The sequence below is a fragment of the Corynebacterium sp. ACRQJ genome, from assembly GCF_022346045.1.
Taxonomy (GTDB): domain Bacteria; phylum Actinomycetota; class Actinomycetes; order Mycobacteriales; family Mycobacteriaceae; genus Corynebacterium; species Corynebacterium evansiae.
In genome coordinates this window covers 18,749-43,874 of sequence record NZ_JAKRMT010000012.1, presented here as the reverse complement: position 1 = coordinate 43,874, position 25,126 = coordinate 18,749, and the positions used below count along the sequence as shown (strand labels likewise).

General features: G+C 63.6%; 27 protein-coding genes. 6 read left to right on the top strand and 21 right to left on the bottom strand.

Annotated features, from left to right (window positions below):
- Position 1: 1 nt before the first annotated feature.
- From MHX52_RS07515 to MHX52_RS07490, 6 genes are all read right to left on the bottom strand, one after another.
- Complete coding sequence (locus MHX52_RS07515) at positions 2-655, bottom strand: molybdenum cofactor biosynthesis protein B (protein WP_083293821.1); 654 nt, start codon at positions 653-655, stop codon at positions 2-4.
- Positions 656-740: 85 nt separating this feature from the next.
- Positions 741-2,258: a S1C family serine protease gene (locus tag MHX52_RS07510; RefSeq protein WP_239317464.1), complete on the bottom strand. Its 1,518-nt coding sequence runs from the start codon at positions 2,256-2,258 to the stop codon at positions 741-743.
- Positions 2,259-2,371: 113 nt separating this feature from the next.
- Positions 2,372-3,925, bottom strand: a complete 1,554-nt coding sequence (locus MHX52_RS07505; protein WP_035004494.1) for a HAMP domain-containing sensor histidine kinase — start codon at positions 3,923-3,925, stop codon at positions 2,372-2,374.
- Entirely contained in the window at positions 3,922-4,617 is a 696-nt protein-coding gene (locus tag MHX52_RS07500) for a response regulator transcription factor (protein WP_034988140.1), read from the bottom strand. Before MHX52_RS07500 ends, MHX52_RS07505 begins: the two co-directional genes overlap by 4 nt.
- Positions 4,618-4,762: 145 nt before the next feature.
- On the bottom strand, positions 4,763-4,930 hold the full coding sequence (gene rpmF / locus MHX52_RS07495) for a 50S ribosomal protein L32 (RefSeq protein WP_011273951.1): 168 nt from the start codon (positions 4,928-4,930) through the stop codon (positions 4,763-4,765).
- A gap of 75 nt (positions 4,931-5,005) precedes the next feature.
- Positions 5,006-5,269: a type B 50S ribosomal protein L31 gene (locus MHX52_RS07490; RefSeq protein ID WP_005293662.1), complete on the bottom strand. Its 264-nt coding sequence runs from the start codon at positions 5,267-5,269 to the stop codon at positions 5,006-5,008.
- Between the two features lie 462 nt (positions 5,270-5,731).
- Between MHX52_RS07490 and rpmB the strand changes: the two genes are divergently transcribed.
- From rpmB to MHX52_RS07460, 6 genes are all read left to right on the top strand, one after another.
- Entirely contained in the window at positions 5,732-5,968 is a 237-nt protein-coding gene (gene rpmB, locus MHX52_RS07485; RefSeq protein ID WP_005293665.1) for a 50S ribosomal protein L28, read from the top strand.
- Between the two features lie 2 nt (positions 5,969-5,970).
- Positions 5,971-6,135 (top strand): 50S ribosomal protein L33, encoded by a 165-nt coding sequence (gene rpmG, locus MHX52_RS07480; protein WP_005279910.1) that lies wholly within the window; start codon positions 5,971-5,973, stop codon positions 6,133-6,135.
- Positions 6,136-6,138: 3 nt separating this feature from the next.
- Positions 6,139-6,444: a 30S ribosomal protein S14 gene (gene rpsN, locus MHX52_RS07475; protein WP_005293669.1), complete on the top strand. Its 306-nt coding sequence runs from the start codon at positions 6,139-6,141 to the stop codon at positions 6,442-6,444.
- Between the two features lie 15 nt (positions 6,445-6,459).
- Positions 6,460-6,708, top strand: a complete 249-nt coding sequence (gene rpsR / locus MHX52_RS07470) for a 30S ribosomal protein S18 (RefSeq protein ID WP_005293672.1) — start codon at positions 6,460-6,462, stop codon at positions 6,706-6,708.
- A 266-nt stretch (positions 6,709-6,974) separates the two neighbouring features.
- Entirely contained in the window at positions 6,975-7,745 is a 771-nt protein-coding gene (locus MHX52_RS07465; protein ID WP_239317461.1) for an RDD family protein, read from the top strand.
- Positions 7,746-7,798: 53 nt separating this feature from the next.
- A complete protein-coding gene (locus MHX52_RS07460) occupies positions 7,799-8,743 on the top strand; it encodes an AEC family transporter (protein WP_035004496.1) in 945 nt (314 codons plus the stop codon).
- Here MHX52_RS07460 and MHX52_RS10430 read toward each other — a convergent pair.
- From MHX52_RS10430 to purH, 15 genes are all read right to left on the bottom strand, one after another.
- Entirely contained in the window at positions 8,732-9,205 is a 474-nt protein-coding gene (locus MHX52_RS10430) for a CD225/dispanin family protein (protein ID WP_035004498.1), read from the bottom strand. The two genes, MHX52_RS07460 and MHX52_RS10430, sit on opposite strands and share 12 nt — an antisense overlap.
- Positions 9,206-9,299: 94 nt before the next feature.
- Positions 9,300-9,746 carry a DUF2752 domain-containing protein gene (locus tag MHX52_RS07450; RefSeq protein ID WP_239317459.1) on the bottom strand — a complete coding sequence of 149 codons (447 nt, stop codon included), beginning with the start codon at positions 9,744-9,746 and terminating at the stop codon, positions 9,300-9,302.
- The gene (locus tag MHX52_RS07445) at positions 9,737-10,930 is read right to left on the bottom strand and encodes an acetyl-CoA C-acetyltransferase (RefSeq protein ID WP_239317457.1); all 1,194 of its coding nucleotides are present in this window, start codon (positions 10,928-10,930) and stop codon (positions 9,737-9,739) included. The genes MHX52_RS07450 and MHX52_RS07445 overlap by 10 nt, the downstream gene beginning before the upstream one ends.
- 106 nt (positions 10,931-11,036) lie before the next feature.
- Complete coding sequence (locus MHX52_RS07440; RefSeq protein ID WP_034988126.1) at positions 11,037-11,678, bottom strand: CoA transferase subunit B; 642 nt, start codon at positions 11,676-11,678, stop codon at positions 11,037-11,039.
- Entirely contained in the window at positions 11,675-12,451 is a 777-nt protein-coding gene (locus tag MHX52_RS07435) for a CoA transferase subunit A (protein WP_239317455.1), read from the bottom strand. The genes MHX52_RS07440 and MHX52_RS07435 overlap by 4 nt, the downstream gene beginning before the upstream one ends.
- Positions 12,452-12,480: 29 nt before the next feature.
- Positions 12,481-14,175: an AMP-binding protein gene (locus tag MHX52_RS07430; RefSeq protein ID WP_070487959.1), complete on the bottom strand. Its 1,695-nt coding sequence runs from the start codon at positions 14,173-14,175 to the stop codon at positions 12,481-12,483.
- A 100-nt stretch (positions 14,176-14,275) separates the two neighbouring features.
- The gene (locus MHX52_RS07425; protein ID WP_239317454.1) at positions 14,276-15,172 is read right to left on the bottom strand and encodes a CoA ester lyase; all 897 of its coding nucleotides are present in this window, start codon (positions 15,170-15,172) and stop codon (positions 14,276-14,278) included.
- Positions 15,165-15,665: a MaoC family dehydratase gene (locus tag MHX52_RS07420; protein WP_035004506.1), complete on the bottom strand. Its 501-nt coding sequence runs from the start codon at positions 15,663-15,665 to the stop codon at positions 15,165-15,167. The genes MHX52_RS07425 and MHX52_RS07420 overlap by 8 nt, the downstream gene beginning before the upstream one ends.
- 83 nt (positions 15,666-15,748) lie before the next feature.
- Entirely contained in the window at positions 15,749-16,918 is a 1,170-nt protein-coding gene (locus tag MHX52_RS07415; protein ID WP_005293707.1) for an acyl-CoA dehydrogenase family protein, read from the bottom strand.
- A gap of 75 nt (positions 16,919-16,993) precedes the next feature.
- Complete coding sequence (locus tag MHX52_RS07410; RefSeq protein ID WP_239317452.1) at positions 16,994-19,102, bottom strand: acetyl/propionyl/methylcrotonyl-CoA carboxylase subunit alpha; 2,109 nt, start codon at positions 19,100-19,102, stop codon at positions 16,994-16,996.
- Positions 19,103-19,150: 48 nt separating this feature from the next.
- Positions 19,151-20,764 (bottom strand): acyl-CoA carboxylase subunit beta, encoded by a 1,614-nt coding sequence (locus MHX52_RS07405; RefSeq protein ID WP_370642231.1) that lies wholly within the window; start codon positions 20,762-20,764, stop codon positions 19,151-19,153.
- A 195-nt stretch (positions 20,765-20,959) separates the two neighbouring features.
- Positions 20,960-21,574, bottom strand: a complete 615-nt coding sequence (locus MHX52_RS07400; RefSeq protein ID WP_239317451.1) for a TetR/AcrR family transcriptional regulator — start codon at positions 21,572-21,574, stop codon at positions 20,960-20,962.
- Positions 21,575-21,624: 50 nt separating this feature from the next.
- Positions 21,625-22,527: a hypothetical protein gene (locus tag MHX52_RS07395; protein ID WP_239317450.1), complete on the bottom strand. Its 903-nt coding sequence runs from the start codon at positions 22,525-22,527 to the stop codon at positions 21,625-21,627.
- The gene (locus MHX52_RS07390; RefSeq protein ID WP_239317448.1) at positions 22,505-23,377 is read right to left on the bottom strand and encodes a hypothetical protein; all 873 of its coding nucleotides are present in this window, start codon (positions 23,375-23,377) and stop codon (positions 22,505-22,507) included. Before MHX52_RS07390 ends, MHX52_RS07395 begins: the two co-directional genes overlap by 23 nt.
- A 117-nt stretch (positions 23,378-23,494) precedes the next feature.
- Entirely contained in the window at positions 23,495-25,117 is a 1,623-nt protein-coding gene (purH, locus tag MHX52_RS07385; protein WP_035004514.1) for a bifunctional phosphoribosylaminoimidazolecarboxamide formyltransferase/IMP cyclohydrolase, read from the bottom strand.
- Positions 25,118-25,126 lie beyond the last annotated feature (9 nt).

Genomic DNA, 25,126 nt, shown 5'->3' with positions numbered 1-25,126 from the left:
GCTAGGCCCGGTTATTCATGTCGCCGACAACGTGGCGAACCAGCGGGCCAAGAGTGGCCATGCCATCGCGGATCGCGCCGCGGGATCCGGCGATGTTGACCACCACGGTCGAACCGGAAATACCGGCGACTCCGCGGGACAGCCCCGCGTCCAGGGAGTTAGCCGCCAAACCGGAGGCGCGCAGGGCTTCAGCGATGCCCGGAACCTTGCGGTCCAGCTCGGCGCGGGTGGCCTCCGGAGTCTTATCGCGCGGGCCGGTGCCAGTGCCACCGATTGTGACGACGAGATCGGCACCGCCGACCACAGCGGTCTGGATTACCTTGCGGATTGCGGACTTGCGGGACTCGACGTTCAGCACGGCATCGACGAGGAAGCCTTCCTCTGCCAGCAGCTCTGCAACCAGCTCGCCGTTCTTGGCCTTTTCCTCCGGGAAGTCGGTGACCAGCACGACCATGGCGCGCAGGGGCGGCTCGTTGCTGAGCTGTTCGCGGGTGCGCTCCTGGGCATCCAGGGTGTGGAACAGTGCGTCGTCCGGCTCCGGGATCTCCTCTGCCAGACGGTCCACCTGTGCGTGATCGACGGAACTCATGGCCATGACCTCGTTGATGTCCGCGTTAATGTCCGCAGACCCTTCTTTAGCCTTCCGAGCTGGCACGGTGATCCTCCTGAATCGATAAACGGATGTAACTAATAAAGTATCCCGTTCGCCCTCGGCTGTACAGGCGAACGGGAATGGGGGTTTACTCGGCGGCGGTGAGCGTCAGCTCGACCTCCCGTTCCTCGCCATCAGGGCCATCCTTGACCTTCAGCTTGACCTTGTCGCCCACGGCGTGCGAACGGATAGCTGCGATCAGCCCCACGCCCGAATCCACGCGCCGATCATCCACGTGAGTAACCAGATCGCCCTTCTTCAAGCCCGCCTTATCCGCAGGACTGTCCTTGTTCACATCCGCGATGACGGCACCGTTCTCGCTAGAGCGGGTGTCGACCTTCGCACCGATGATCGGGTGCTCGGCCTTGCCGTTATCGATCAGCTGCTTGGAGATGCGCTCTGCCTGGTTGATCGGGATGGCAAAGCCCAGGCCGATGGAACCGGCCACTTCCCCGCCACCGGTCGAAGCAATGACGGAGGGAATGCCGACGAGTTTGCCCTCCATGTCCACCAGGACACCACCGGAGTTACCGGGGTTGATGGAGGCATCGGTCTGGATCGCGTCGATAAGGGAAGCCTCGCCGCCGTCCTCACCCGAGGCCTGGACGGGGCGATTCTTCGCCGAAACGATGCCGGTGGTTACCGTGGCTGACAGTCCCAGTGGGGAGCCGATCGCCATCACGTCCTCGCCGACATTCACCATGTCCGAGTCGCCGAACTCGATGGGCTGCAGGTCCGTGACGTCCTTTGCCTTGATAACCGCAATATCCGTGGGCGGATCGGTGGCCACCACCTCTGCCTCGAGGGTGCGGCCGTCGTTGAGGGTAACCTCCATCTTCGCGCGCCCGTCCTGGGCACCCGCGACTACGTGGTTGTTCGTAAGGATCAAGCCGTCGGAGGAAATGATCGAGCCGGAACCTTCTTCTCCGCCCCGGGACGTCATAACTCGGATGGAAACCACAGAGGGCAAAACCTTGTTGGCAATGTCGGTGGTGCTGCCCGGCTTCACCGGGTTGGAGGCCTTCTTATCCTGTGAAGACTTGCTACCGCTGTTGGAGTTATCGAAGGAAGATGTGGCGTTGTTGCTGGCCTGGTTGCCGTTGATCGAATCCATGCCCACGTATGTGACGGCGGAAGCAACTACAGCACCTGCTAGCAGCAGTGCTGCAACGGCCGGGGTGGACCAGCGCTTTTTTTCCTGCGGCTGGTTGCTCAGCTGGGGCTGGTACGGATCTGCGAAAGGTTCCTGCCCCGGCCCCGCCGGTGTAGTAGGCCCCTGCGGTGGCTGCGGCGGAGCCTGCACTGATGTCGGCTGCGGCGACTGCTGCGGGCTCTGCTGCTGTGGGAAGGGCTGCAAGCTCGGTTGCGCCGGCTGTGCCGGTTGTGCAGGCTGCGTAGGCTGCACCGCCGGCCCTACCTGCGTGGCAGGCTCCTGCATCGGCCTCTGCTGTGCCTCCCAGCGCATGTGATCCCGGTGAACTCCACCCTGCGGCCCGCCGCCCCCTCGCACCGGCTTCTGGCCACGGTTAGAAAAGTCCGGTTCGCCGGGCATCCGCTGCCCGTCCCCCGAGTTGTTCTCGCCCATATTGTGTTCCCTTTCGTCCATAGCGACCAGTATGTCCGTTATGTATGTAGTTCAGCACTAGGAATGCTGTAGTTTTTCTGCCAGTTTAAGGAAAACTCTTAGAGAAAAGTTCCCGAACCCCCGTCTGGATCCAGTTAACTCGGCTCCCCCGGCAGCACTGCACGCATCAGGGCACCACCGTCGTCCGACTCGTCGGCCACGATCACCCCGTGGTGCCTCTCGATGACCTGCTTGACGATCGCCAGCCCCAGGCCGGAGCCAGGCATAGAACGCGCCTGGATCGAACGGTAGAAGCGGTCGAAGACATTCTCCCGGTCCTCCTTTGGAATTCCGGGGCCAGAGTCCGCCACTCGGATCTCCACTTCCTGGTGTGCTGGAGCGTCGGCATCGGAGCCTGCGGCGTCACCTTCCTCCACAACAATCGGCTGCATCCACACGCGCACCACGCCACCCTCCGGTGACCACTTCGCCGCGTTATCCAGCAGATTCAGCAGCGCGCGCGACAGGGCGAAGGCATCTCCCCGCAGGTGCCAGTCAATCAGGTGCGTATCGAAGGTCACGTCCGGCCGGCGCCGCTGCACACGTTCAATACCCAGCGTGATGAGTTCGGAGATCTCGACGGTGCTCAGAACCACCGGGTTCGAGTCCTCGCGAGCAAGGTCGACCAGGTCGCCGATCAGCCCGCTCATCTCGTCGATCTGTGCGATCACGTCGCGCTCTAGGTCCTTGAGGTCTTCCTCGCTGATGCCGGGGCCTTCGCCGTCTTTTCTTTGTGACGCCAACATCAGCAGCTCCACGTTTGTGCGCAGTGAAGTCAATGGTGTCTTTAGCTCGTGCGAAGCATCCGCGACGAGGTTCTTCTGCTTCGTCTGCGCCTCCTGGAGGGCGTTCATCATGTTATTGAAAGAGTCCGTGAGGGATCCGAGCTCGTCATGCGAATAGACGGGGATCTGGCGCAGTTCGCCGGTGCGAGAAACCTCGTCGGCCGCTCGGCGCAGGCGGGTGATCGGTTGAATGCCGGAGTTCGCGACCGCGATGCCCGCGATGATGGAGGCGATGAAGCCGGTTACCGCAATCAGAATCAGAACCAACCAGAGGGATTCCAGCGTCTGGTTCGTAAATGCGATGTCCAGACGCAGCACGATCACGCGACCATCAAGGGCGCCGATGGCGAAGCTGCGCTTGTCGGCTTCCGATTCAAAAGTGTATGGGTCGTCGCCGACGAGGACGGAGATCTCGTTGGGGCTGAGGATGCCCTCGAACTTGTGCACGTCTGCCTGCCGTCCCGTCTGGTCAGCGGGCACGACGAGGACACTCATGTTGTTATCGGAGTCGAAGAAGCGGGGGCGGTAGTCATCGCCCTCCCCTGTCTCGCTGACCGGAAACTCAAAGCCCGAGTCGATGTAGGCCTGGGCCTGCGTCTGCAGCGTCTTATCCATCTCCTGCGACAGCACCTGCTTCACGGTGGCGTAGGAGGAGATGGTGATGATGGCGATACACAGCATCACCACCATGGCGGTGAGGGCAGCCAGTCGCGTGCGCAGAGATAGTCCGCGCACGGAAAAACGGAGGGACTGGATCAGCCGGTCCCTCCTGCTACCCCCTCGAGTGTCCGCGCCCCCGTTCTCTGCAGAGGCGTACTCGGGCTCTACCGCGAGGTAATCCTCCGGGAGCCTACGCAGGATCACGGTGCGGTCTCACGCAGCGCGTAACCCACCCCACGAACAGTGTGAATCAAACGAGTCTCGTTATTGGCCTCCGTCTTACGGCGCAGGTAGCCGATGTAAACTTCCAGTGCATTTCCGGAGGTCGGGAAGTCGTAACCCCAGACCTCTTCCAGGATGGTGTTGCGGGAAAGCACCTTGCGCGGGTTGTTCATCAGCAACTCCAGCAGGGCGAACTCCGTGCGGGTCAGGCTGATCTGTCGATCTCCGCGGAAAACATCGCGGGTCTCCGGGTTCAGGGTCAGATCCTCGAAGCGCAGTGGCTCGTGCGCCTCCCCTTCCTGGATCGCGGGACGTGCCGCGCGGCGGAACAGCGAACGAGTGCGGGCAAGCAACTCTTCCAGGGCGAAGGGCTTGGGCAGGTAGTCATCTGCACCGGCGTCCAGGCCGGCCACCCGCTCCTCGACGGAATCGCGGGCGGTCAGCAGCAGGATCGGCAGGTCGTCGCCGTGGCTGCGCAGCTCGCGGCATACGTCCAGGCCGTCCTTCTTGGGCATCATCACATCGAGGATGGCCAGGTCCGGTCGTTCGTCAGCGATGAGCTTAAGGGCCTCCTCGCCATCCGTTGCCAGGACGACGGTGTAGCCGTTGAAGATCAGGGAACGGCGCAGGGATTCGCGCACGGCCTGATCATCATCTACAACAAGAATCTTCATGTGCTCCATTGTGCCTATGAAATTGTCACAACGCCCGTGCAGACCCACATTTTTAAGGAAAGCTCAGTATTTCTTAGGCCTGTTTCGCCAATGCAAAACCCCGCCACACGTGCATGTGTGACGGGGTAACGCTACTGGGCTCGTATTAATCCAGGTCGATGAGACCCAGCTGAGCTGCCTTCACCAGACGGCGAGGAATCTGAACATCCTGGCCCTGAACCTTAACGTGCTGCAGAGCAACGTTGTCGGCCTTCCACTGGGAACGGCGGGAGTGCGTGTTTGCACGGGACATACGGCGCTTTGGAACTGCCATTGTCTACTACCTCCTAATTAAAGGTATTGAAAGTGTGAAATAGGTTTCTTGTGATCTTCGTGGTGTGAAGAGGTCTTACTTCTTCTTGCGGCGGGTCATGTTGCCGTAGCGACGCTGGAACTTCTCCACGCGGCCGGCGGTATCCATGACGCGCTGAGCGCCGGTCCAGAAGGGGTGGGACTCGCTGGTCACGTCAACGACGATGAGCGGGTACTCGTTGCCGTCTTCCCATTCAACGGTGCGGTCGGAGGTAGCGGTGGAGCGAGTGATGAACTGGTGGCCAGTGCTCGCATCCTTGAAGACTACGGGGTGGTAGTCGGGGTGGATATCCTTCTTCATGGTTTCCTCTTATTCCCTTAGGTACGTGTACATCAGGTCGGTCCCGTGCGTTACCTGCACGGGTCGTGCCTGAGTCGGGTCATAAAAAGCAGCGCGCCTTCTTTTACCTGACGCCCTTTAGGCCACTCCGCTAAGCGGGTGGATTTTGGGCGCGACAAAGTCGGTCGCACAACGAGGGTTTATCATAGCGAAGGATAAGGCCATAAAGAAAATCGCGTTTTCCTAGCTGGGATGGGGCGAACTGGGGCGTAGGGGCGTCAGAAACAGCGATTAGGTTATGGCGCGACGGTGCTGTAAAGTTAGCTCCCGCTGTTGTCTATGTAAACGTCATCGCCGGACAGATTTTAGGCTAGATACGCTAGATGCAGCGCCCCACCACCTAAGACTCTTGGCCCGTCTAACCATGGGTTTTGGAAGTGCGCGGCGCAGGCACCTGAGATCTCCGGCGGAAGGAGAAAACCCATGTCGGCATATTGCCAGGTCACGGGACGCAAGCCGAGCTTCGGCAAGTCTGTGTCCCACTCGCACCGCCGCACGAACCGTCGCTGGAACCCGAACATCCAGCGCCGTACGTTCTACTTGCCCTCTGAGGGCCGTTCCATCACGCTGAACGTGTCCACCAAGGGCCTGAAGACCATTGACCGTGACGGCATCGAGTCTGTCGTTGCCAAGATCCGCGCCCGTGGGGAGAAGATCTAACTATGGCACGTAACGATATCCGCCCAATCATCAAGCTGAAGTCTACGGCTGGCACCGGTTACACCTACGTCACCCGTAAGAACAAGCGCAACAACCCGGATCGCATCACCCTGAAGAAGTTCGATCCGATTGCCCGCAAGCACGTCGAATTCCGCGAGGAGCGATAGTTTATGGCTAAGAAGTCCATGATCGCGAAGAACGAGCAGCGCAAGGAAATCGTCGCCCGCTACGCGGAGCGTCGCGCTGAGCTCAAGAAGATCATCAAGAACCCGAACAGCACCGACGAGGAGCGCCTGGATGCACAGTGGGAGCTGAACCGTCAGCCCCGCGACGCTTCCCCAGTTCGCGTCCGTAACCGCGATGCAGCTGATGGCCGCCCGCGCGGCTACCTGCGTAAGTTCGGCCTGTCCCGTGTACGTGTCCGCAACATGGCTCACCGCGGTGAGCTGCCGGGCGTACGCAAGTCCAGCTGGTAAGGGGGAGCTTTCACAATGAAGCGCACCAACATGAAGAAGGCGCGGATGGAACAGTCCCGCCGCCCGAAGAAGAACCCGCTCAAGGCCGAGGGCATTGAGACGGTTGACTACAAGAACTACGACCTGCTGCGTAAGTTCATCTCCGAGCGTGGCAAGATTCGCTCTCGCCGCGTGACGGGCCTGACCCCGCAGCAGCAGCGTCAGGTTGCCACCGCCGTGAAGAACGCGCGCGAGATGGCCCTGCTGCCCTTCCACAGCCGCTAAGCCGCTGTGCCCTTTCGGGCTGGCAGCATAAGGCTGCAGCCCGGAGACGTTTAACAGACACGATCAAGACCCACCGCCCCGTGCGAAAGCGCGAGCTAGGCGGCGGGTCTTTTTCGTGCCTTTTTACTACCCGTTCGGCGGGTTGTCTGCTTTCTTCGCTAAGCTTGCACAGTAAAACTCTTAAGCGCTCCCCTTTGCCTGCCGGGTTGAGAAGGGGCGCTGGCCCCCATCGGGCGCAAGCCAAACAACAGTTAGGAAGCCTGCAGTTGAGCAATAACAACAACCATCCCAACGGCGACTTTGGTTCCAATGATCTGCCGGATTACAACAGCTACACCGGCGGAAACTCCGACGGCTCCAACCCCTACGAGCAGGCCGGTTACGGCGCCGAGCAGGCCGGTTACAGTGCTGAGCAGGGTGGCTACGGCGACGGCAACTACGGCGCCGGCGCACCCAATGCCTACGGCGCCCCTGCATTCCCGAATGCTGCGGCCAATAACGGTGCCATGTTCGGCAACGACCGCCCGGGCGCTTGGAAGCGCCTGCTGGCTCTCATCATCGACAGCCTCTTGGTTCAGGTGGTTATCGGCAGCGTTGTGATGTTCGCTATCGCTGGTCAGGACCTGATGGACTGGTTCCAGGCCACCGTCAACGCCGAGTCCCCCGATGCCGTGGACGTGCCCTACCCGACCACCAAGGTGATGATCTCCAGCGTCATCATGCTGGTCGTTTGGTTGACCTACCGTGTTCTCATGGAGTCCAAGAAGGGAGCCACCCTCGGCAAGATGGCTATCGGCGCCCGTGTGGTCACCGCCGACGGCCAGAACATCGATCCGGTAGAGTCGCTGAAGCGCAACAGCTGGTACATCATCGGCGTTGTCCTGGGCATGATCCCGAACGTCGGTGCTTTTCTGCAGCTTGTCGTCTACATTGCAGTGGGCGTGACCATCGGCCAGAACCCGGAGAAGCAGTCCTTCACCGATAAGTTCGCCAACGCCTACGTGGTGGACAAGTCCGCGTACTACGGGGTTAACTAAGGTCGCGACTACTGCGCTTAAGGCGCAAACACTTAACACACTTACATAGCCTCATGTTGAACGTCCTCTCCGGCTTCGCCGTCGTCATCTTCGTCATAGCGATCGGCTTCGGAGTAGGGCGTCTTCGACTTTTAGGCCCCAATGCGGTCTACACCCTGAACATGTTCGTATTCTGGATCGCGCTGCCCTGCACGCTGATCACGTTCATGTCGAAGACGGACATTGCCCAGCTATTCGGCCCGAACCTTCTGGTCGTAGCACTGTCCACCCTCACCACGGGCTTCTTGGCTTTCCTTGGCTATCGCTGGATTACGCGACGGTCCACCGAGGATTCCATCATCGCGATGCTGGCCTGCACCTACTGCAACGGCTCCAACCTGGGCATCCCACTAGCCGCCCATTTGATGGACGACCCCACGCTCACCCTCCCGGTGATCCTCTTCCAGGTCGGCTTCTACGGCCCGCTGAGCGTTCTGGCCCTGGACATGCGCACCGGCAAGCAGACCACGAACTTCGTGTGCTCTACGCTGCTGACGATCCTGAAGAACCCTCTGATCATCGGCGCCACCATCGGCATCGTCATCTCTCTTCTGCAGCACAACACGGGCTTTACCCTGCCGACGATCGTCGCGGATCCGCTGGGGATCATCGCGGACGCCACCGTCGGCTGCGCTCTGATCGCCTTCGGCATGTCCATGGCGGAGGTACGTGTGCTCCAGCCCGGCCTGTCGCCCCGTCGCTCCGTGTGGGCGGCGTCGTTGGTCAAGACTGTCGTGCATCCCGCCATCGCCGCGTTCTACGGTGTCTTTCTTTTCGACGCCACGTCCCAGCTGCTTTTGGCCATGGTTCTCCTGGCGGCCCTCCCGACCGGGCAGAACGTCTTCACCTACGCCCAACGTTTTGGCGTGAATAAAGTTTTAGCGCGAGACACCGCGGTGGTTTCCACGGGTCTCGCGCTACCGGTGATGGCGCTGATTATGGTGCTTCTACATGTCTGATAGTTCACTCAAGCTTAGGCCCAGGATTCCGACGAAAAAGACGAAGTACAGGAGGATAAAGGCAGCGGATACCACCACAGATGCAATGGCTAGGTTCTTTGCCTTGTCCGATGCATCCTGTGCACCTGGATAATCGCCGCGGTACCAGCGGCTTTCTACCTGTGAGGAGTAGTAGATGCCTACTGCACCGAGGGGCAGGCAGCACAGGAGGGTGGCTAGAATAGTCGCCCACATCCAGTTATCCGGCGGGGTGCTGCCCACGCCCGGCTGGTAATTCTGCCCCAGCTGCGCGCCGTAGCCGGCGGACTGATTCGGGTAACTGTTGTTCTGATAGCTGCCGTAACTCGGCGGCTGGTTCTGGCTCGGGTTCTGGTTGTACCCGCTGTTGTAGGGGTACCCCTGGTTTCCCTGCTGGCCGAAAGGGTCCTCGTTGGAAGGGTTCTGGTCGTAAGGGTTGGTCACTGACTTCCTCGGCTAACTTCTTGGAGTTGGTTGGTAACTGAAATACGTCATTAAAATACCAAAGCAGCGCAGAATGTTCCCGAACCGAAAGAAACTATACGCGCAATTCTACAAACGGCGAGAACGGCAAAATGCGTGCGATGAACCATAGCCCGATCACTACCCCTACTGCCATGGGGGCATGTCGGAAATGCTCCCAGTTGGGAATCCGCTTCCCCCATGATCGTGCGGTCCAGGCCAGCCAGCTCCAAATCAACAGGATGACGGCGAGGATCCCAACCGCGTTGTAGTGCAGCGCGGCGCTGAAATCCCCCTGAACCAACGCCTGGATCATGCGCATCGATCCGCAGCCGGGGCAGTTGAATCCGAATAGTGCCTTCGTGGGGCATTCTGGGATCATCCCGCCCGGGGTCTGCGGATCGGCTGCGGCTATGGCGCAGCACGCACACACCGCTGCCGCGCCGACTGCCAGCGGCAGCAGCTTTTTGAAAGCACCGGTTCGAATATCGCCACCGGCGCCTGACCGCGTTCCTAGCGCCACAGCAGCAGCGCGTCGCCCTGACCGCCGCCGCCACACAGGGAGACGGCAGCCTTGCCGGAGCCGCGGCGCTTCAGCTCGTGCGCCGCGTGAACGACCAGGCGGGCACCGGAGGCGCCGATCGGGTGGCCCAGGGAGATGCCGCCGCCGTGGATGTTGGTCTTCTCCAGCGGGTAGTCCAGGTCCTTGATGGACTGGGCGACAACGGAAGCGAAGGCCTCGTTGATCTCCAGAAAGTCCAGGTCGCTGGCCTCCCAGCCGGCCTTCTTCAGCGCCGCGGCGGTAGCCTGCGACGGCTGGGAGTGCAGCTTGGTGTCCGGGCCGGCGGTCTGGCCGTACTCGCCCAGGGTGGCCAGGATCTCCAGCCCCTTGGCCTCAGCGTTCTCGCGAGTGGTCAGCACCACGGCTGCCGCACCGTCGGAGATCTGGGAGGCAGAAGCGGCGGTGATGGTGCCGTCCTTCACGAAAGCCGGGCGCAGCTTCGCCAGCCCCTCGGCGGTGGTGCCGGGGCGGATGCCCTCGTCGGCGGAGACGGTCACGGTCTCCTTGCGGCCCTTGACCTCGATGGAGACGATCTCGTCGTTGAAGACACCATCGTTGGTAGCGGCCTCGGCCAGCTGGTGGGAGCGGGCTGCAATCTCGTCCTGCTCCTCGCGGGTGATGCCGCGCTCGGCGTTGCCCTCGTCCGTCTCCAGCCCCATGGCGGTGCCCTCGTTCGGGTCGGACAGGCCGTCGCGCTCCAGGGAATCCTGCAGCGCCAGAGAGCCGTAGCCCTTGCCCGCGCGCACGCCCGCGGCGACGTGCGGGGCGTTCGTCATGGACTCCTGACCACCGGCGACAACGATGCTGGCGTCGCCCAGACGGATCAGGCGGGAGGCGTTAATCACGGCATCCAGGCCGGACAGGCACACCTTGTTCACGGTCATTGCGGGGACGTTCATCGGGATACCTGCGGCCACAGCGGACTGCTTCGCGGGGTTCTGCCCGGAGCCCGCCTGCACAACCTGGCCCATCAGCACGTAATCCACGGCATCCGCCGACACACCGGAGCGCTCCAGCACGGCCTTGATGGTCTCTGCGCCCAGATCGACCGCGCTCTTCTTCGCCAGCGCGCCGAGCATGCGCCCCTGCGGAGTGCGTGCTGCGCCTACAACGACAATGTCCTTCGGGTCTTCCTGCAAGGTCATCTGATAAATCCTAACTTTCGAAACTAGTGGCGTCATCGCTTAAAAAAGCCTGCGTCGTGCCCTCAAGTATGGCACGAACGATGGCCCAGCGAGGCCGATTGGGGGTCTACCCCAGCGCCGTCCTAAACGGCACTGCGGTCTTTTCTTCTACCTCTTCTGTGGTGACGCCAGGTGCCAGCTCCACCAAGGTCAGCCCACCTTCGTCGCGGTCGAAAACCGCAAGGTCAGTGATGATCCGATCGACCACGCCGAGGCCGGTAGTCGGCAGCGTGAGCTCCTCGATGAGCTTCGGCTCCCCGGTCTTGGTGGTGTGATCCATGAGGACGATCACCCGGCGCGCGCCGACGACCAGATCCATGGCGCCGCCCATGCCCTTGACCATCTTGCCGGGCACCATCCAGTTGGCGATGTCCCCGCGGGCGTTGACCTCCATGGCGCCGAGGATGGCGACGTCGATCTTGCCGGCGCGGATCATGCCGAAGCTTAGGGCGGAATCGAAGTAGCTGGTGCCGGGCAGTGCCGTCACTGTCTCCTTGCCTGCATTGATGAGGTCCGGGTCTGCGTGGCCCGCTTCCGGGTAGGGGCCGATGCCCAGCATGCCGTTTTCCGATTGCAGGGAAACGGTCACGCCTTCCGGCACATAGTTCGGCACCAGAGTGGGCATGCCGATGCCGAGGTTTACGTACTGGCCGTCCTCGAGCTCCTGGGCGGCACGGGCGGCCATTTCTTGCCTAGTCCAGCCGGTCATCGCACGGTCTCCTTTTCAATCATCTTGTCGGCTGCCTGTTCCGGGGAAAGCTCCACGATTCGGTGGACGAACACGCCGGGCAGGTGAATGTCGTCCGGGTCGAGCTCGCCGACCTCCACGACCTTTTCGGCCTCCACGATGCAGATCTTGCCGCTCATGGCAGCCAGGGGGTTGAAGTTGCGGGCGGTCTTGGCGAAGCGCAGGTTGCCGTCCTTGTCGGCGACGGCGGCGCGGACCAGGCCAAAGTCGGCGCGGATGGCGGTTTCCAGCACGTAGTCCTCGCCGTCGATGGTGCGGGTTTCCTTGGCAGGGGAAGCCACCTCCACCTTGGTCTTGTCCGCCTGGTCGTACTTCCACGGCATGCCGCCTTCGGCGACGAGCGTGCCCACGCCGGTGCGGGTGAAGAATGCGCCGATGCCGGAACCGCCGGCGCGCAGCCTCTCCGCCAGGGTGCCCTGTGGGGTGAGCTCTACCTCGAGCTCGCCGTCTAGGTATTGGCGGGCGAACTCCTTGTTCTCGCCGACGTAGCTGGCCACGATGCGGCGCAGCTGGTGGTTCGCCAGCAGCAGCCCCAGGCCGCGGCCGTCCAGGCCGGCGTTGTTGCTAACCGCTTCGAGGTCTTTGACCTGCGTGTGACTGAGCTCCTCGAGCAGGACCTGCGGGATGCCGCACACCCCGAATCCACCGACGGCCAGGGTGGCGCCGTCTTGAATGTCAGCGATTGCCTCCGCGGCAGTGCGCAGTTTTGAATGATGTGGCGCTGTTGTGCTCACGGTTGCTTCCTTTCTGTTTGGGCTGTTGCCTACTTCTGATAGATCCCGAGCAGCTCCACCGCGTGCTCGCGCAGCTCGACCTTGCGGACCTTGCCCGAAAGCGTCATCGGGAAGGAGTCCACGCATTCGACGTACTTCGGGATCTTGTGGCGGGTCAGGTCGCCAGCGCAGAACTCACGAACTGCTGCCTGGTCCAACGGCTCGGCGTCCTCGCGCATGATGATGAACGCCATCAGCTCCTCGCCGTACTTCTCGTCCGGCACGCCCACGACCTGCACGTCGGAGATGTCCGGGTGAGTCATGAGGAACTCTTCGATTTCCCGCGGGTAGAGGTTTTCGCCGCCGCGGATCACCATGTCCTTCGCTCGTCCGGTGATGCGTGCGTAGCCTTCTTCGTCCATCGTTCCCAGGTCGCCGGAGTGCATCCAGCCGTCCTCGTCGATGGCGTCCGCCGTCTTGCCGGGCATGTCCCAGTAGCCCTGCATCACCAGGAAGCCGCGGATCAGGATTTCGCCCTGCTCGCCACGCTTCACGGTCTCGCCGGTCTCGGGGTCCACGATCTTCACTTCGATGTGCGGGTTGGGGCGGCCGACGGTACCCACGCGCTTCTCGATCGGATCGTCCACCAGCGTCTGGTGGTTCACCGGCGAGGTTTCCGTCATGCCGTAAGCAATGGTGATTTCGTTGATGTTCATGATGTCCATCACCTGCCGCATCGTGCGGGTGGGGCAGGCGGTGCCGGACATGATGCCGGTGCGCAGGCTGGAAAGGTCATAGGTCTTGCCCTTGGCCTTAGCGTGTTCGATCTCGTCGAGCTCTGCCATGAACATCGTCGGCACGCCGAACAGGCTGGTGGCCTTGCCGTGCTCAACGGCCTCTAGCACCGACTGTGGGTTGAAGACCGGGCCAGCGATGATCGTCGTTGCGCCGTGGGTGATGGCACCCAGGTTTCCCATCACCATGCCGAAGCAGTGGAAGAAGGGAACGGGGATGACAACCTTATCCTGGTCGGTGTACTGCAGGGTCTCCCCCACCAAGTAGCCGTTGTTCAGGATGTTGCGGTGGGTCAGGGTGGCGCCCTTGGCCATGCCGGTGGTGCCGGAGGTGTACTGGATGTTGATGGGATCGTCCGGGTGCAGCTGCTCGCGCACCGGGTTCAGATCCAGGATCGCGTGGTTGGCCAGCTCGTCCCAGCGCTCGGAGCCGAAGAAGATCGTCTCCTTGTAGTTGTGGCGGCTGAACTGGCTTTCCGCAGCGTCGATCATCGCGCGGTAGTTCGAGTCCTTGAAGCGGCCCGCGGAGAACAAGCCCTTCACGCCGGATTGGCCCATGGCGTAGACCAGCTCCTTGTGGCGGTAGGACGGGTTGATGCAGACCAGAATCGCACCGATCTCGGCGGTGGCGAACTGCACCAGAGTCCACTCCCAGCGGTTGGGCGCCCAGATGCCGATGCGGTCGCCCTTGCGGTAGCCGGCGGCGTGCAGGCCGGAAGCCAGGCGCTGCACCTTGCGGTAGAACTCCGTGTACGTCAGGTGTACGTCACCGTAGAAGTCGATGATCGCGTCGTGATCCGGGTACTCGGCCACGATGCGGGCGAGGCACTGGCCGATGGTCTCGTCCAGCAGGTCCACGTCGGTACGTCCAACCTGGTGCGACAGGGTGGGGTCCAGATCCGCCGGGTCGGAAATAACAATCGGGCGGTCGTTGCGAGTCGGGGTAGTCATGGTTATCAACCTTTTCGTGGGAAAGGAATCTTGCGTTGAAGCAAAGTCGGGTGGGCGGGTGGAATGGGCGGGGTGAAGAAGCTGGTCAGCGAAAGGGGAACTAGCGAATCCTGGCGGCGATCACTTCGGCCTGGCGCAGCAGAGGCGCATCGATCATCTGGCCGTCCAGCGCGAACGCTCCGGAGTTCTCGGCCGCCCCTTCGATGACCCGGCGCGCCCAGGTGGCTTGCTCCTCGGTGGGCGCGTAGGCCTCGCGGATGACGGGCACCAGGCCGGGGTGGATCGAAACGGTGGCCGCGAAACCACTGGCGGCTGCGTCGATGGCCTCGGCGCTGGCGCCTTCCGTGTCCTTCGTGTCCGCGTGGATGGAATCCAGCGCCACGATGCCCGCTGAGGCTGCGTGCAGCAGCACCATTGCTCGGGTCAAGCGTGGGACCTCCCGGTAGCCTCCCGGGTGGCCGGACGGCCCGCCGCCGGGGGTGGGAACCTCTCCGGCGCCGTAGCGGGAGCTCGTCCCACCGAGTGCCGCAGTGAGGTCCTCGGCACCCCAGAACAGAGCCACCACCTGCGGGTCTGCGGCGATCTCCGCGAGGTTCACCACGCCCCTGGGGGTTTCAATCAGGGCGATCGCGCGAAAGTCTTCGGGAAGCGCCCGGCGGTTGGAGCCGGCGTCACCAAGAACAAGAGCGCTTTCCACCTTCGGTACCATCACGGTCCTAAACGGCGAGTCCGTGACGGCGGCGAGATCCGCGGCGAAATCGGGCGAATCGATGGGGTTAATGCGCACGATGGTGCGCTCCGGGTCCAGGTCCGCGTGGATTACGTTCTTCCTGGCCTCGGCGCGGTTTTCGGCGCGGCAGCCATCCTCGAGGTCGAGAATGACCATGTCGGAACGGTCGGCGGCCTTAGCGAAGCGTTCAGGGCGGTCAGCCGGCGCGAACAGCAGCGCGGGGCCCTGTGGTAGCCATGCGGTGTTGGACACTTCGGTGTTAGACATCTTCACCCGAACCTTCCGGCGCGCACTGCATCAGCGTCTTGCGCGTGGCCTTGCACACGATGGTGCCGTCCTGGTTGCGTCCAATGTGCTCCAGCTCCACGATGCCCTGTCCAGGGCGCGACTTCGACAGTCGCTTACCCACGCAGCGCGTTTCGGCGTACAGGGTATCGCCGTGGAACATGGGCGCGGGGAAGGAAATCTCGCTGAACCCCAGGTTGGCCACGATGGTGCCCAGGGAAAGCTGGCTGACGGACAGGCCCACCACCGTGGACAGGGTGAACATGGAGTTCACCAGCCGCTCGCCGCGGAAGCCATCCTGCGTGGCGGCCCATGCCGCGTCGATGTGCAGCGGCTGGGTGTTCATGGTCATGGTGGTGAACAGGGTGTTATCCGCCTCGGTGACGGTGCGCCCAGGTTGGTGCCGGTAGACCACGCCCTCGGTGAACTCCTCGAACCACAGGCCGCGCTGCACAACTTCTTTTTCTGCGCTCATTGTCGCTGGTCTCCTAAACTTTTCGCTTGCTTTCTGGTGCTCTTTTATTGACGCCTTCTCGTCCCCGCGCTGCGTAGAGGGCCCTACACGCCCAGGGCTCGGGCGATGAGCATTTGCTGCACCTCGGTGGTGCCTTCGCCGATCTCGAGGATCTTGGAGTCGCGGTAGTGGCGGGCAACGCGGTATTCGTTCATGAATCCATAGCCGCCGTGGATCTGCGTGGCATCGCGGGCGTTATCCATCGCGGCCTCGGAGGCGACCATCTTGGCGATGGATGCTTCCTTGCTGAAGTTCTCCCCCGCGGCCATTTTCGCCGCGGCTGCGTACCAGGCCTGGCGGGCGGTCCAAGCGCGGGCTTCCATGCGGGCGATCTTGAAACTGATGGCCTGGTACTCGGAGATCGGCTTGCCGAAGCTGGTGCGCTCCTTGGCGTAGCGCACGCACTCGTCCACACAGCCCTGGGCGGCACCCGTGGCCAGCGCGGCGATGGCGATGCGGCCTTCCTCGAGAATGGACAGGAAGTAGGCGAAGCCGCGGCCGCGCTCGCCGACGAGGTTCTCCTCCGGCACGCGGACGTTGTCGAAGGTCAGCGGGTGGGTGTCGGAGGCGTTCCAGCCCACCTTGTTGTAGGAAGGCTCGGCGGTGAAGCCAGGAGTGCCACTGGGCACGATGATGGCGGAGATTTCCTTCTTCCCGTTCTCCCGCTGGCCGGTGACGGCGGTGGCGGTGACCAGGGAGGTGATGTCCGTGCCGGAGTTGGTGATGAACTGCTTGGAGCCGTTGATGACCCACTCGCCACCGTCGAGCTTGGCGGTGGTCTTGGTGCCACCGGCATCCGATCCGGCTTCGGGCTCGGTCAGGCCGAAGCCCGCCAGGTTCTTGCCCGCCACCAGGTTGGGCAGGTAGGTCTGCTTCTGCTCGTCGCTGCCGAAGCGGTAGATCGGCATGATTCCCAGGGAGACTCCGGCTTCGAGGGTGATGGCGACGGACTGGTCCACGCGGGCGAGCTCTTCCAGTGCCACGCCGAGGGCCATGTAGTCGCCGCCCATGCCGCCGTACTCCTCGGAGATCGGCAGGCCGAACAGCCCCATTTCTCCCATCTGGCGGACGACGTCGTAGGGGAAGGTGTGGTCGCGGTCGTGCTGAGCGGCGACGGGGTCGACCACGCGGTTGGCGAAGTCCTCGACTGCGTCACGCAGCTCGTGCAGCTCGTCGGAGAGGTAGGGGTTGCGGTTCTTGGTGCTCTGGCTCATGGTTTGGGTCCTCTTTCTGGGTTGGGTGTCTGGGTTGGGTGTGTGGGTTAGGGAGATACGTGTGAAGTGAGGTTTCTAGCTGTCGGCACTATCGGCGCTGTCGGCGGCGATGACCTCCGCCAGAACTTCTCCGGTGCCGACCTTCTGCCCGACGGCAGCGTGGATCTTGACCCGCCCGTCGCAGGTGGCCTCGAGGGTGTGCTCCATCTTCATGGCCTCGATAACGATCACGGGCTGGCCCTCGGTGACCTCGTCGCCGTCGGCAACTTCCACGGCGATGACCGTGCCGGGCATGGGGCTCAGAATGTCCGGCGACTCCTCCGAGCTGGCTTCCGCGTCGTTCGCAGTGCCGGAGAACACCTCCACCACGTGCGTGCCGTGCGGGCCGGTGATGCTGCCGTTGGCAGTGGTGCTCCACCTTTCTGCCGGGCCGCCGTCGAAGGAGAGCCGCCATTCAGTGGCGCTACTCTGCGGATTGGCGACCACCTGGATGCGCCTGGTCCCGGGCTGCACTGGCGCATCCTCGTCGTCACCGCTGGTCAGCGGAGTGAGCTGCACCTCCCAGCTGCCGTTGCTGTACTCCGCGCGGGCTTCCACCGGCGCCGTGACGCCACTCGGATCCGCCAGCACCAGCCGCAGCGGGGCGCGATGCCCAGCGCCGCGCCAGCCGTCGCGGGCGGTCCAAGCACTGCCCAGCGGGGATGCGGAGGTCGTTGTTTCGGACGCCCCTTCGGCTCCGCCAGCCAACGTCCCAGCCAGGTGCAGCAGCGCGACGGCGAAGGTATCCGCGGGGACCTCCCGGGGCTGGAACTCTTCGACAATGGAGTCGAGCAGCCCGGTGTGCAGGTCTCCCGCCACGACCTCCGGGCGGGTGACCAGGAAGCGGTTGAAGTCGATGTTGGTGGTCAGTCCCTCGATGCGGGTGTGGGAAAGCGCCTGGTCCAGGCGCTCGAGGGCTGCCTCACGCGTGTCGGCGTGGGTGATGATCTTCGCCAGCATTGGGTCGTAGTCGGAGCTGACCTCTTGGCCCTCCACCACGCCGGCGTCCACACGAATCCCTTCCCCGCGCGGCCAGGAAAGACCCGTGATTAGTCCGCCGGTGGGCAGGAATCCGGCGGCGGCATCCTCGGCGTAGACGCGAGCCTCCACCGAATGCCCGTTGAGCTGCACGTCATCCTGCGTGATTGGCAAGGCCTCGCCGCGGGCCACGCGGATCTGCCATTCCACCAGGTCGCGGCCTGTAACCATCTCGGTGACTGGGTGCTCGACCTGCAGGCGGGTGTTCATCTCCATGAAGAAGAAGCGCTCGGGCTGCTTGGCGGAAACAATGAACTCCACGGTGCCCGCGCCGCAGTAGCCGCAGGCGCGAGCCGCGTCGCAGGCGGCCTCGCCGATCTCCTGCCGGGTCTTCTCATCCAGCAGGGCCGACGGTGCCTCTTCGATGACCTTCTGGTGGCGGCGCTGCAGCGAACACTCGCGCTCGCCCAGGTGGATGACGTTGCCGTGGGAGTCGGCAACGATCTGCACCTCGATGTGCCGGGGCGTGTCCACGAAGTGCTCCAGGAACAGCGTGTCGTCGCCGAAGGAGCTGGCGGCCTCGCGGCGAGCGGAAACTAGTGCGCTGGCCAGCTTCTCTGGCTCCTCCACCAGGTGCATTCCCTTGCCGCCGCCGCCGGCGGATGGCTTGATCAGCACCGGGAAGCCCACCGAGTCTGCAGCGTCGATGATCTCCTGGTCCGTCAGGTTCGGCCGGGATATACCGGGCACGGTCGGCACGTCGCGGGATTCCACGGTGGCGCGGGCGGTGATCTTGTCGCCCATCTTGTCGATAGCCCCGGCGGGCGGGCCGATGAAGATGATTCCCTCGTCCTCGCAACGCTTGGCGAAGGTCGCGTTCTCCGAGAGGAAGCCGTAGCCGGGGTGGATGGCGCCGGCGCCGGTCGCCTTGGCGGCGTCAATAACCTTATCGATGTTTAGGTAAGACTCCGCAGCGGCGGCAGGGCCCAAACACACGGCCTTGTCGGCGGCGTGCACGTGCGGGGCGGCGGAATCCGCCTCGGAGTAAACGGCCACGGCCTTCAGCCCCATGCGGTGCACGGTGCGGATCACGCGCAGGGCGATCTCGCCGCGGTTGGCGACCAGCACCGTATCGAACGGGCCGGTGAGAGCATGTGTGTCACTCACGTCAGTATCTCTTTCTTGTGGTGGGTACGTCGGTAGCTTGAGCAGGAGTTACATGCGGAATACGCCGAAGCCGGTTTCCTCGCGCGGGGCCTGGGCGCAGATATCGAGGGCCATGGCGAGGGTGCGGCGGGTGTCCGCGGGGTCGATGACCCCGTCGTCCCAGAGGCGCGCGGTGGAGTACCAGCAGGTGGATTTTTCGTCGAACATTTCGCGGATGGGAGCCTCGAAGGCCTCTTGCTCCTCGGCCGACCACTCCTCGCCCCGGCGCTCGATCTGCGCGCGGCGGACGGTGGAGAGGGTCATGGCCGCCTGGGGGCCGCCCATCACCGCGATGCGCGCGTTCGGCCACATCCACAGGAAGCGCGGCGAGTAGGCCCGCCCGCACATCGAGTAGTTGCCCGCGCCGAAGGCAGCGCCGGTGACGACGGTGAGCTTGGGCACCGATGCGGTGGCCACGGCGTTCACCATCTTCGCCCCGTGCTTCGCGATGCCGCCCTCTTCGTATTGACGCCCCACCATGAAGCCGGTGGTGTTCTGCAGGAAGATGATGGGGATGTTCCGCTGCTCGCAGAGCTCGATGAAGTGTGCGCCCTTCATCGCGGCTTCGGAGAAGATGATGCCGTTGTTGGCGATCACTCCGACCTGGTGGCCTTCCAGCCGGGCGAAGGTCGTGATGATGCTGTTGCCGTATTCGCTCTTGAACTCCGACAGGCTGCCCTCGTCACACAGGGTTTCGATGACCTCGTGCGCATCGTACGGAATCTTCGGGTCCGTGGGCACGATGTCGTAAAGATCCTCTTGCGGGCGCGGGGCAGGCACGGGGGTGCTGCGCTTCCAGGGGGTCGGCTTGGATTCCGGCAGGGTCTCGACGATGTTGCGCATGATCCGCAGCGCGTCCTCGTCGTCGGCTGCCAGGTGGTCCGTCACGCCGGATATGCGGGAGTGCATCGCGCCGCCGCCGAGCTCCTCGGGGGTGACGTCCTCGCCGGTGGCGGCCTTCACTAGCGGTGGGCCAGCCAGGAAGATGGTGCCCTGGTTCTCCACGATGATGGTCTCATCGCTCATGGCGGGAACGTAGGCACCACCGGCGGTGCAGGAGCCCATGACGGCGGACAGCTGCGGGATACCCTTGGCCGACAGGTTGGCCTGGTTGAAAAAGATGCGACCGAAGTGGTTGCGGTCCGGGAACACGTCATCCTGCTGCAGCAGCATTGCGCCGCCGGAATCCACGAGGTAGATGCACGGTAGGTGGTTCTGCTCGGCGATCTCCTGGGCACGGAGGTGCTTCTTCACGGTCATCGGGTAGTAGGTGCCGCCGGAGACGGTGGCGTCATTAGCGGCGATCAAGCAGAGGCGACCACTCACGAGCCCGACTCCGGCGACGATTCCCGCCGCCGGCGCCTTGCCGTCGTACATGTCCTCGGCTGCCAGCGGCGCGATCTCCAGGAACGGGCTGCCGGGGTCCAGCAGCAGGCGGATGCGGTCGCGTGGCAGCAGCTTGCCACGGTCGGTGTGGCGCTTGCGGGCCTTCTCCCCTCCTCCGGCCTGAGCACGGGCGAGACGCTGGCGAAGCTCTTCGACGAGCTCGCGGTGGCTCGGGATTTCGCGAGCGGCGCCGCGGGGGTTGGCCGGATCTGTCGCTTGGGTGGTTGCAGTATCCACGTATGCAGCTCCTAGGAAGGTGACGGAAGGTGGCGGAATCCGAGTGCCAGAGCGCCGTCGAGCGCCCCGCGCTTGAGATTCAGTTACAAGCGATTAACTAACTTGTTGCCGTCACCTTAAGTGACCTAGACCACTTTTGCTAGTGAATCTAAAAAGTTTCCCCTCTTTAACTACCCCCGAAAGCAGTACCCCGCCTTAGGCCAACCCCACAGCAGCGCGCGCCGCAGCCACCGTCTGCCGCCGCACCAACGCGGCAGAAGCCCAGCCGCGAGTCAACTCCGAGGAGTTAATCATTCCCATCACCAGCTGCGCAGTGATGCGGCCCGCCTCTCCCTTGTAGCGCGGATCCATCTCCCCCAGCGCCTCCGCAAACATCTTCAAATAGCTTCCCTGCGCGGAACGCACACGGCCACGACCCTCCTCCCCCATGCGGAAAAGCTCGCGGTTATGCAGGCGAATTAGCTCTGGCTGGGACAGCGCGAAGTCCACCTGGAAGTCAATCAGCACCGCCAGGCGCTCGCGCGGATCCACCAGGCCGTCGACGATTCTTCGCGCCTCGGAAAGCAGGTGCTCCGAAATGCCCGTCATCAGCTCCGTCAGGATTTCTTCTTTGCCGGAAAAATGCCGGTACACCGCCGGCCCGGAGACCCCCACGGCGTGCCCGACCTCTTCCAGGCGGGTTCCGTGGAACCCCTTATCGGACATGATCTCAGCAGCTGCGCGCAGCAGCTCCACCCGTCGCTGTTCTTTCGCCGCGGCACGCGCGGACAGTCCTTCTGTGGCGGGCTCGGCCAGATAATGAGAACGCATAACCAACACCCTACTGGTTAAGCGTCGCTAACTGAATACCTTCTGGGCGATTAGCAGGCTGCCTCCGGTAGGCTGTCCACCTTCGACCGCAGGAACTCCGCCGCTGCCGTCAGCTCCGCCTGCCCGGCCTCGTAACTGCCATCCGGGCTTTCCACGGCGATGGCAACGGCCACATAGCCCGAGCCCGCGCCATCAGACTTCGGGATCAGCCCAAACTGCCGCAGCCCATACGCGCCCGCGGCGTTCGGCCCCCAGCCACCCTTGAAGATCGCTCCCGGGATCGTCCCCAACCCATAGCCCCCGCCGTTGCCGATGTTGCCCATGGCGGAAACCACCGGCTCCGAACCCCGAATACACCGCAGGTGAGAGGCGAAATCGGCCTGCGCGCTCAGCGACCAATCGCTCTGCCCGAAGGAACTAAACCCCGGGCGCACCACCTGGGACTCCACCCGCGCACTACTGCCGCCCTCGCGGATCACCGCGCTAGTCGCTTCCGCAGCCTGCTCCGGGGATCCCAGCGAGCCCCATAGCGTTTCCGCCGCCGCATTGTCGGAGTTCTGGATCGCCTGTGTCATCGCGCCCTGCAGGCTCGGATCCTTCCGCAGCACGGCGATCGCGATCGGCACCTTCGCGGTCGACCACGGAGCTACGGTCGTTTCCCCCGCGCCACCCAGCCCGGCCACCGCAATGGTTGCAGTACCGTCGTAGCCGAGCTCTCCGTGCTGCTCTTCCTGCGGTTTTTCCGGTGTGGACGCCCCAGTGGTCGGCTGCGGACCACGTGACTTCGGCTTCCCGTCCTGTTTGGCTGGAGTGGACGGATCGGAGACGGTGGCGTCATCCCTTTCTACATCCCCAATCGTGCAACCCGCAACGGCAGCGCTCGCAGCGCAGAGCACGGCGGCGACCAGACCGCGGCGAAGCGGGCTGGGGCTAGGAGATGTAAACGATGGCATTGTTGCCTCCGGTGCAGGTCACGTACTCGCCGTTATCCCTGCACTTCATGGAGTAGGTCTGCCCCGTGACGGACGAATACGCGGAAACCGTGCCGTTTGTCCTGTCGGTATCCAGGTAGTGGGTCACAAAAGCATCGCGTACGGCCACTGCGAAAGGCTTAGAAGTAAGGTCGCTGCCGGTGTAAACGTTGTTGAAGTCGCCCGCAGGCTTGCCTTCCTCAGCTGCGCTGTTGGCCGGCGCCGCGCCGGAGGGCAGTTTCGGATGAGCCGGGCGGGACTCCTCCTCGTCGTCCGTGGCTTCTTCCTCGTCGTCGGTTGCGGCGTCTTCGTTTTCCGCGGCCGCATCCTCGTCGTCAGCGCCTTCGCCTTCTTCGCCCTGCGACTGGGAGGAGCTGCTCGCAGCCTTGCCGTCGCTGCCTTCCGTGCCGTCCTTGTCGCCAATCCAGCCCATGTAATATGCCGCGCCCGCGACCAGGGCAAGGGCAAGAAGCACAGCCAGCACGACGCCTAGGATCGGCAGGAACTTGCTTTCCTTCTCCGGCTCCTGCGCGTAGGCGTACTGCTGGGCTTGCTGGTCGGGCTGGTACTGGGGTTGCGGGGGCTGCTGGTACTGCTGCCCCTGCCAGTTCTGCTGCTGGTTCTGGGGCGGCTGCGAAGCCTCCCACTGCTGCCAGCGCTGTTGGCTCTGATCCCCCTGCGTCCCCTGTGCACCCGAGCCGCCGCTCTGTTTCGACGGCACCTGCCACTGATTCCTCCCCGCACCCTGCTCGTTGTGGCGGTACTGCGGCGGTTCCGGCTGGTCTGGGTTGTTCTTTCCGACGCCGGGATCAGTGGGGTGCTCGTTAGACATAACCGGGGAACTCCTGCGTTGAAACGTCTTGTCAGTATTTAAACTAATCCAACTTTAGGCGCTCTCCCGGCCTCGCGGGTAGCGAACCATTAAGCCCGCTCACCCCGAGTGCGCACTCTAGTGCGCGAAGTGGCGCTCACCGGTGAGGTACATGGTGACGCCCGCCTTCTCCGCCGCCTCGATGACCTCCGCGTCGCGGACCGAGCCGCCCGGCTGCACAACTGCGCGGACGCCAGCATTAGCCAGCACCTCAAAGCCGTCGGCGAAGGGGAAGAAGGCATCCGAGGCCGCAACTGCACCCTCGGCGCGCTTCTCGTCGCCTGCCAGGGAGTTTGCACGCTCCACGGCCAGCTTGGCAGCGTCCACGCGGTTTACCTGGCCCATGCCCACGCCTACGGTGGCGTCATCCTTGGCCAGCAAGATGGCGTTCGACTTCACCGCGCGCACGGTGCGCCATGCGAACTCCAGCTCACGCAGGGTGGCCTCGTCGGCAGCCTCGCCAGCGGCCAGGGTCCAGTTGCTCGGGTCGTCGCCCTTGGCGTCGATGGCGTCCACCTGCTGCACCAGCAGGCCGCCGGAGATCTCGCGGCCCTGCAGCTCCGGCTCCTCACTCGGAGCATCCGCCTGCAGGATGCGGATGTTCTTCTTCTGGGACAGGACCTCTACTGCGCCCTCCTCGTAGCCCGGCGCGATGATGACCTCGGTGAATACCTCGGCTACCTGGTTGGCCATTTCCACGCTGACCTCACGGTTCACTGCGATCACGCCGCCGAATGCGGACATCGGGTCGCAGGCGTGTGCCTTCTTGTGAGCATCGGCGATGGACTCGTCGGAGACCGCAATGCCGCACGGGTTGGCGTGCTTGATGATGGCCACGGTCGGGCGCTTGTGATCCCACGCGGCGCGCCAAGCAGCATCCGCGTCGGTGTAGTTGTTGTAGCTCATCTCCTTGCCGTGGAACTGCTTGGCGCCGGCCAGGCCGGTGCCGTCGGAGTACAGCGCCGCAGCCTGGTGCGGGTTCTCGCCGTAGCGCAGCACGTTGGCCCGCTCATAGGAGGCGCCAATCCACTCGGGGAACTGCACGCCTGCATCCGACTCCGCGTCTGCCCCGGCTTGCGCGGCGGTCTGCTCGCCCATCCAGGTTGCCACGGCCACGTCGTAAGCGGCGGTGTGACGGAACGCATCCACAGCCAGGTCGGTGCGCTCGGCGCGGGTGAAGCCCCCGGCATTGGCGGCGGCCACGACGTCCTCGTAGCGGTTGGGATCCACCACAACGGCCACGGACGGGTGGTTCTTTGCGGCGGCGCGCACCATGGACGGGCCACCGATGTCGATCTGCTCCACGCAGGCATCGAAATCAGCGCCGGAAGCCACCGTCTCGGTGAACGGGTACAGGTTCACAACAACCAGCTGGAAGGCCTCAACATCCAGGTCCTCCAGCTGCTTCAGGTGGTCTTCCTTGCGGGTGTCGGCCAGGATGCCCGCGTGCACGCGCGGGTGCAGCGTCTTCACGCGGCCTTCCAGCACCTCCGGGAATCCGGTCAGCGCTTCCACCTCGGTCACGGGCACTCCGGCGTCCGCGATCTTCTTGGCGGTGGAGCCGGTGGAGACGATGTCCACGCCCGCGGAGTGCAGCCCCTTGGCTAGCTCCTCCAGGCCGGTCTTGTCGTACACGCTGATCAGCGCACGACGGATTTCCTTCTTGTCTGCGCCGTTGGTTGCTGTGGTGCCATCACTCATGGTTTTGGA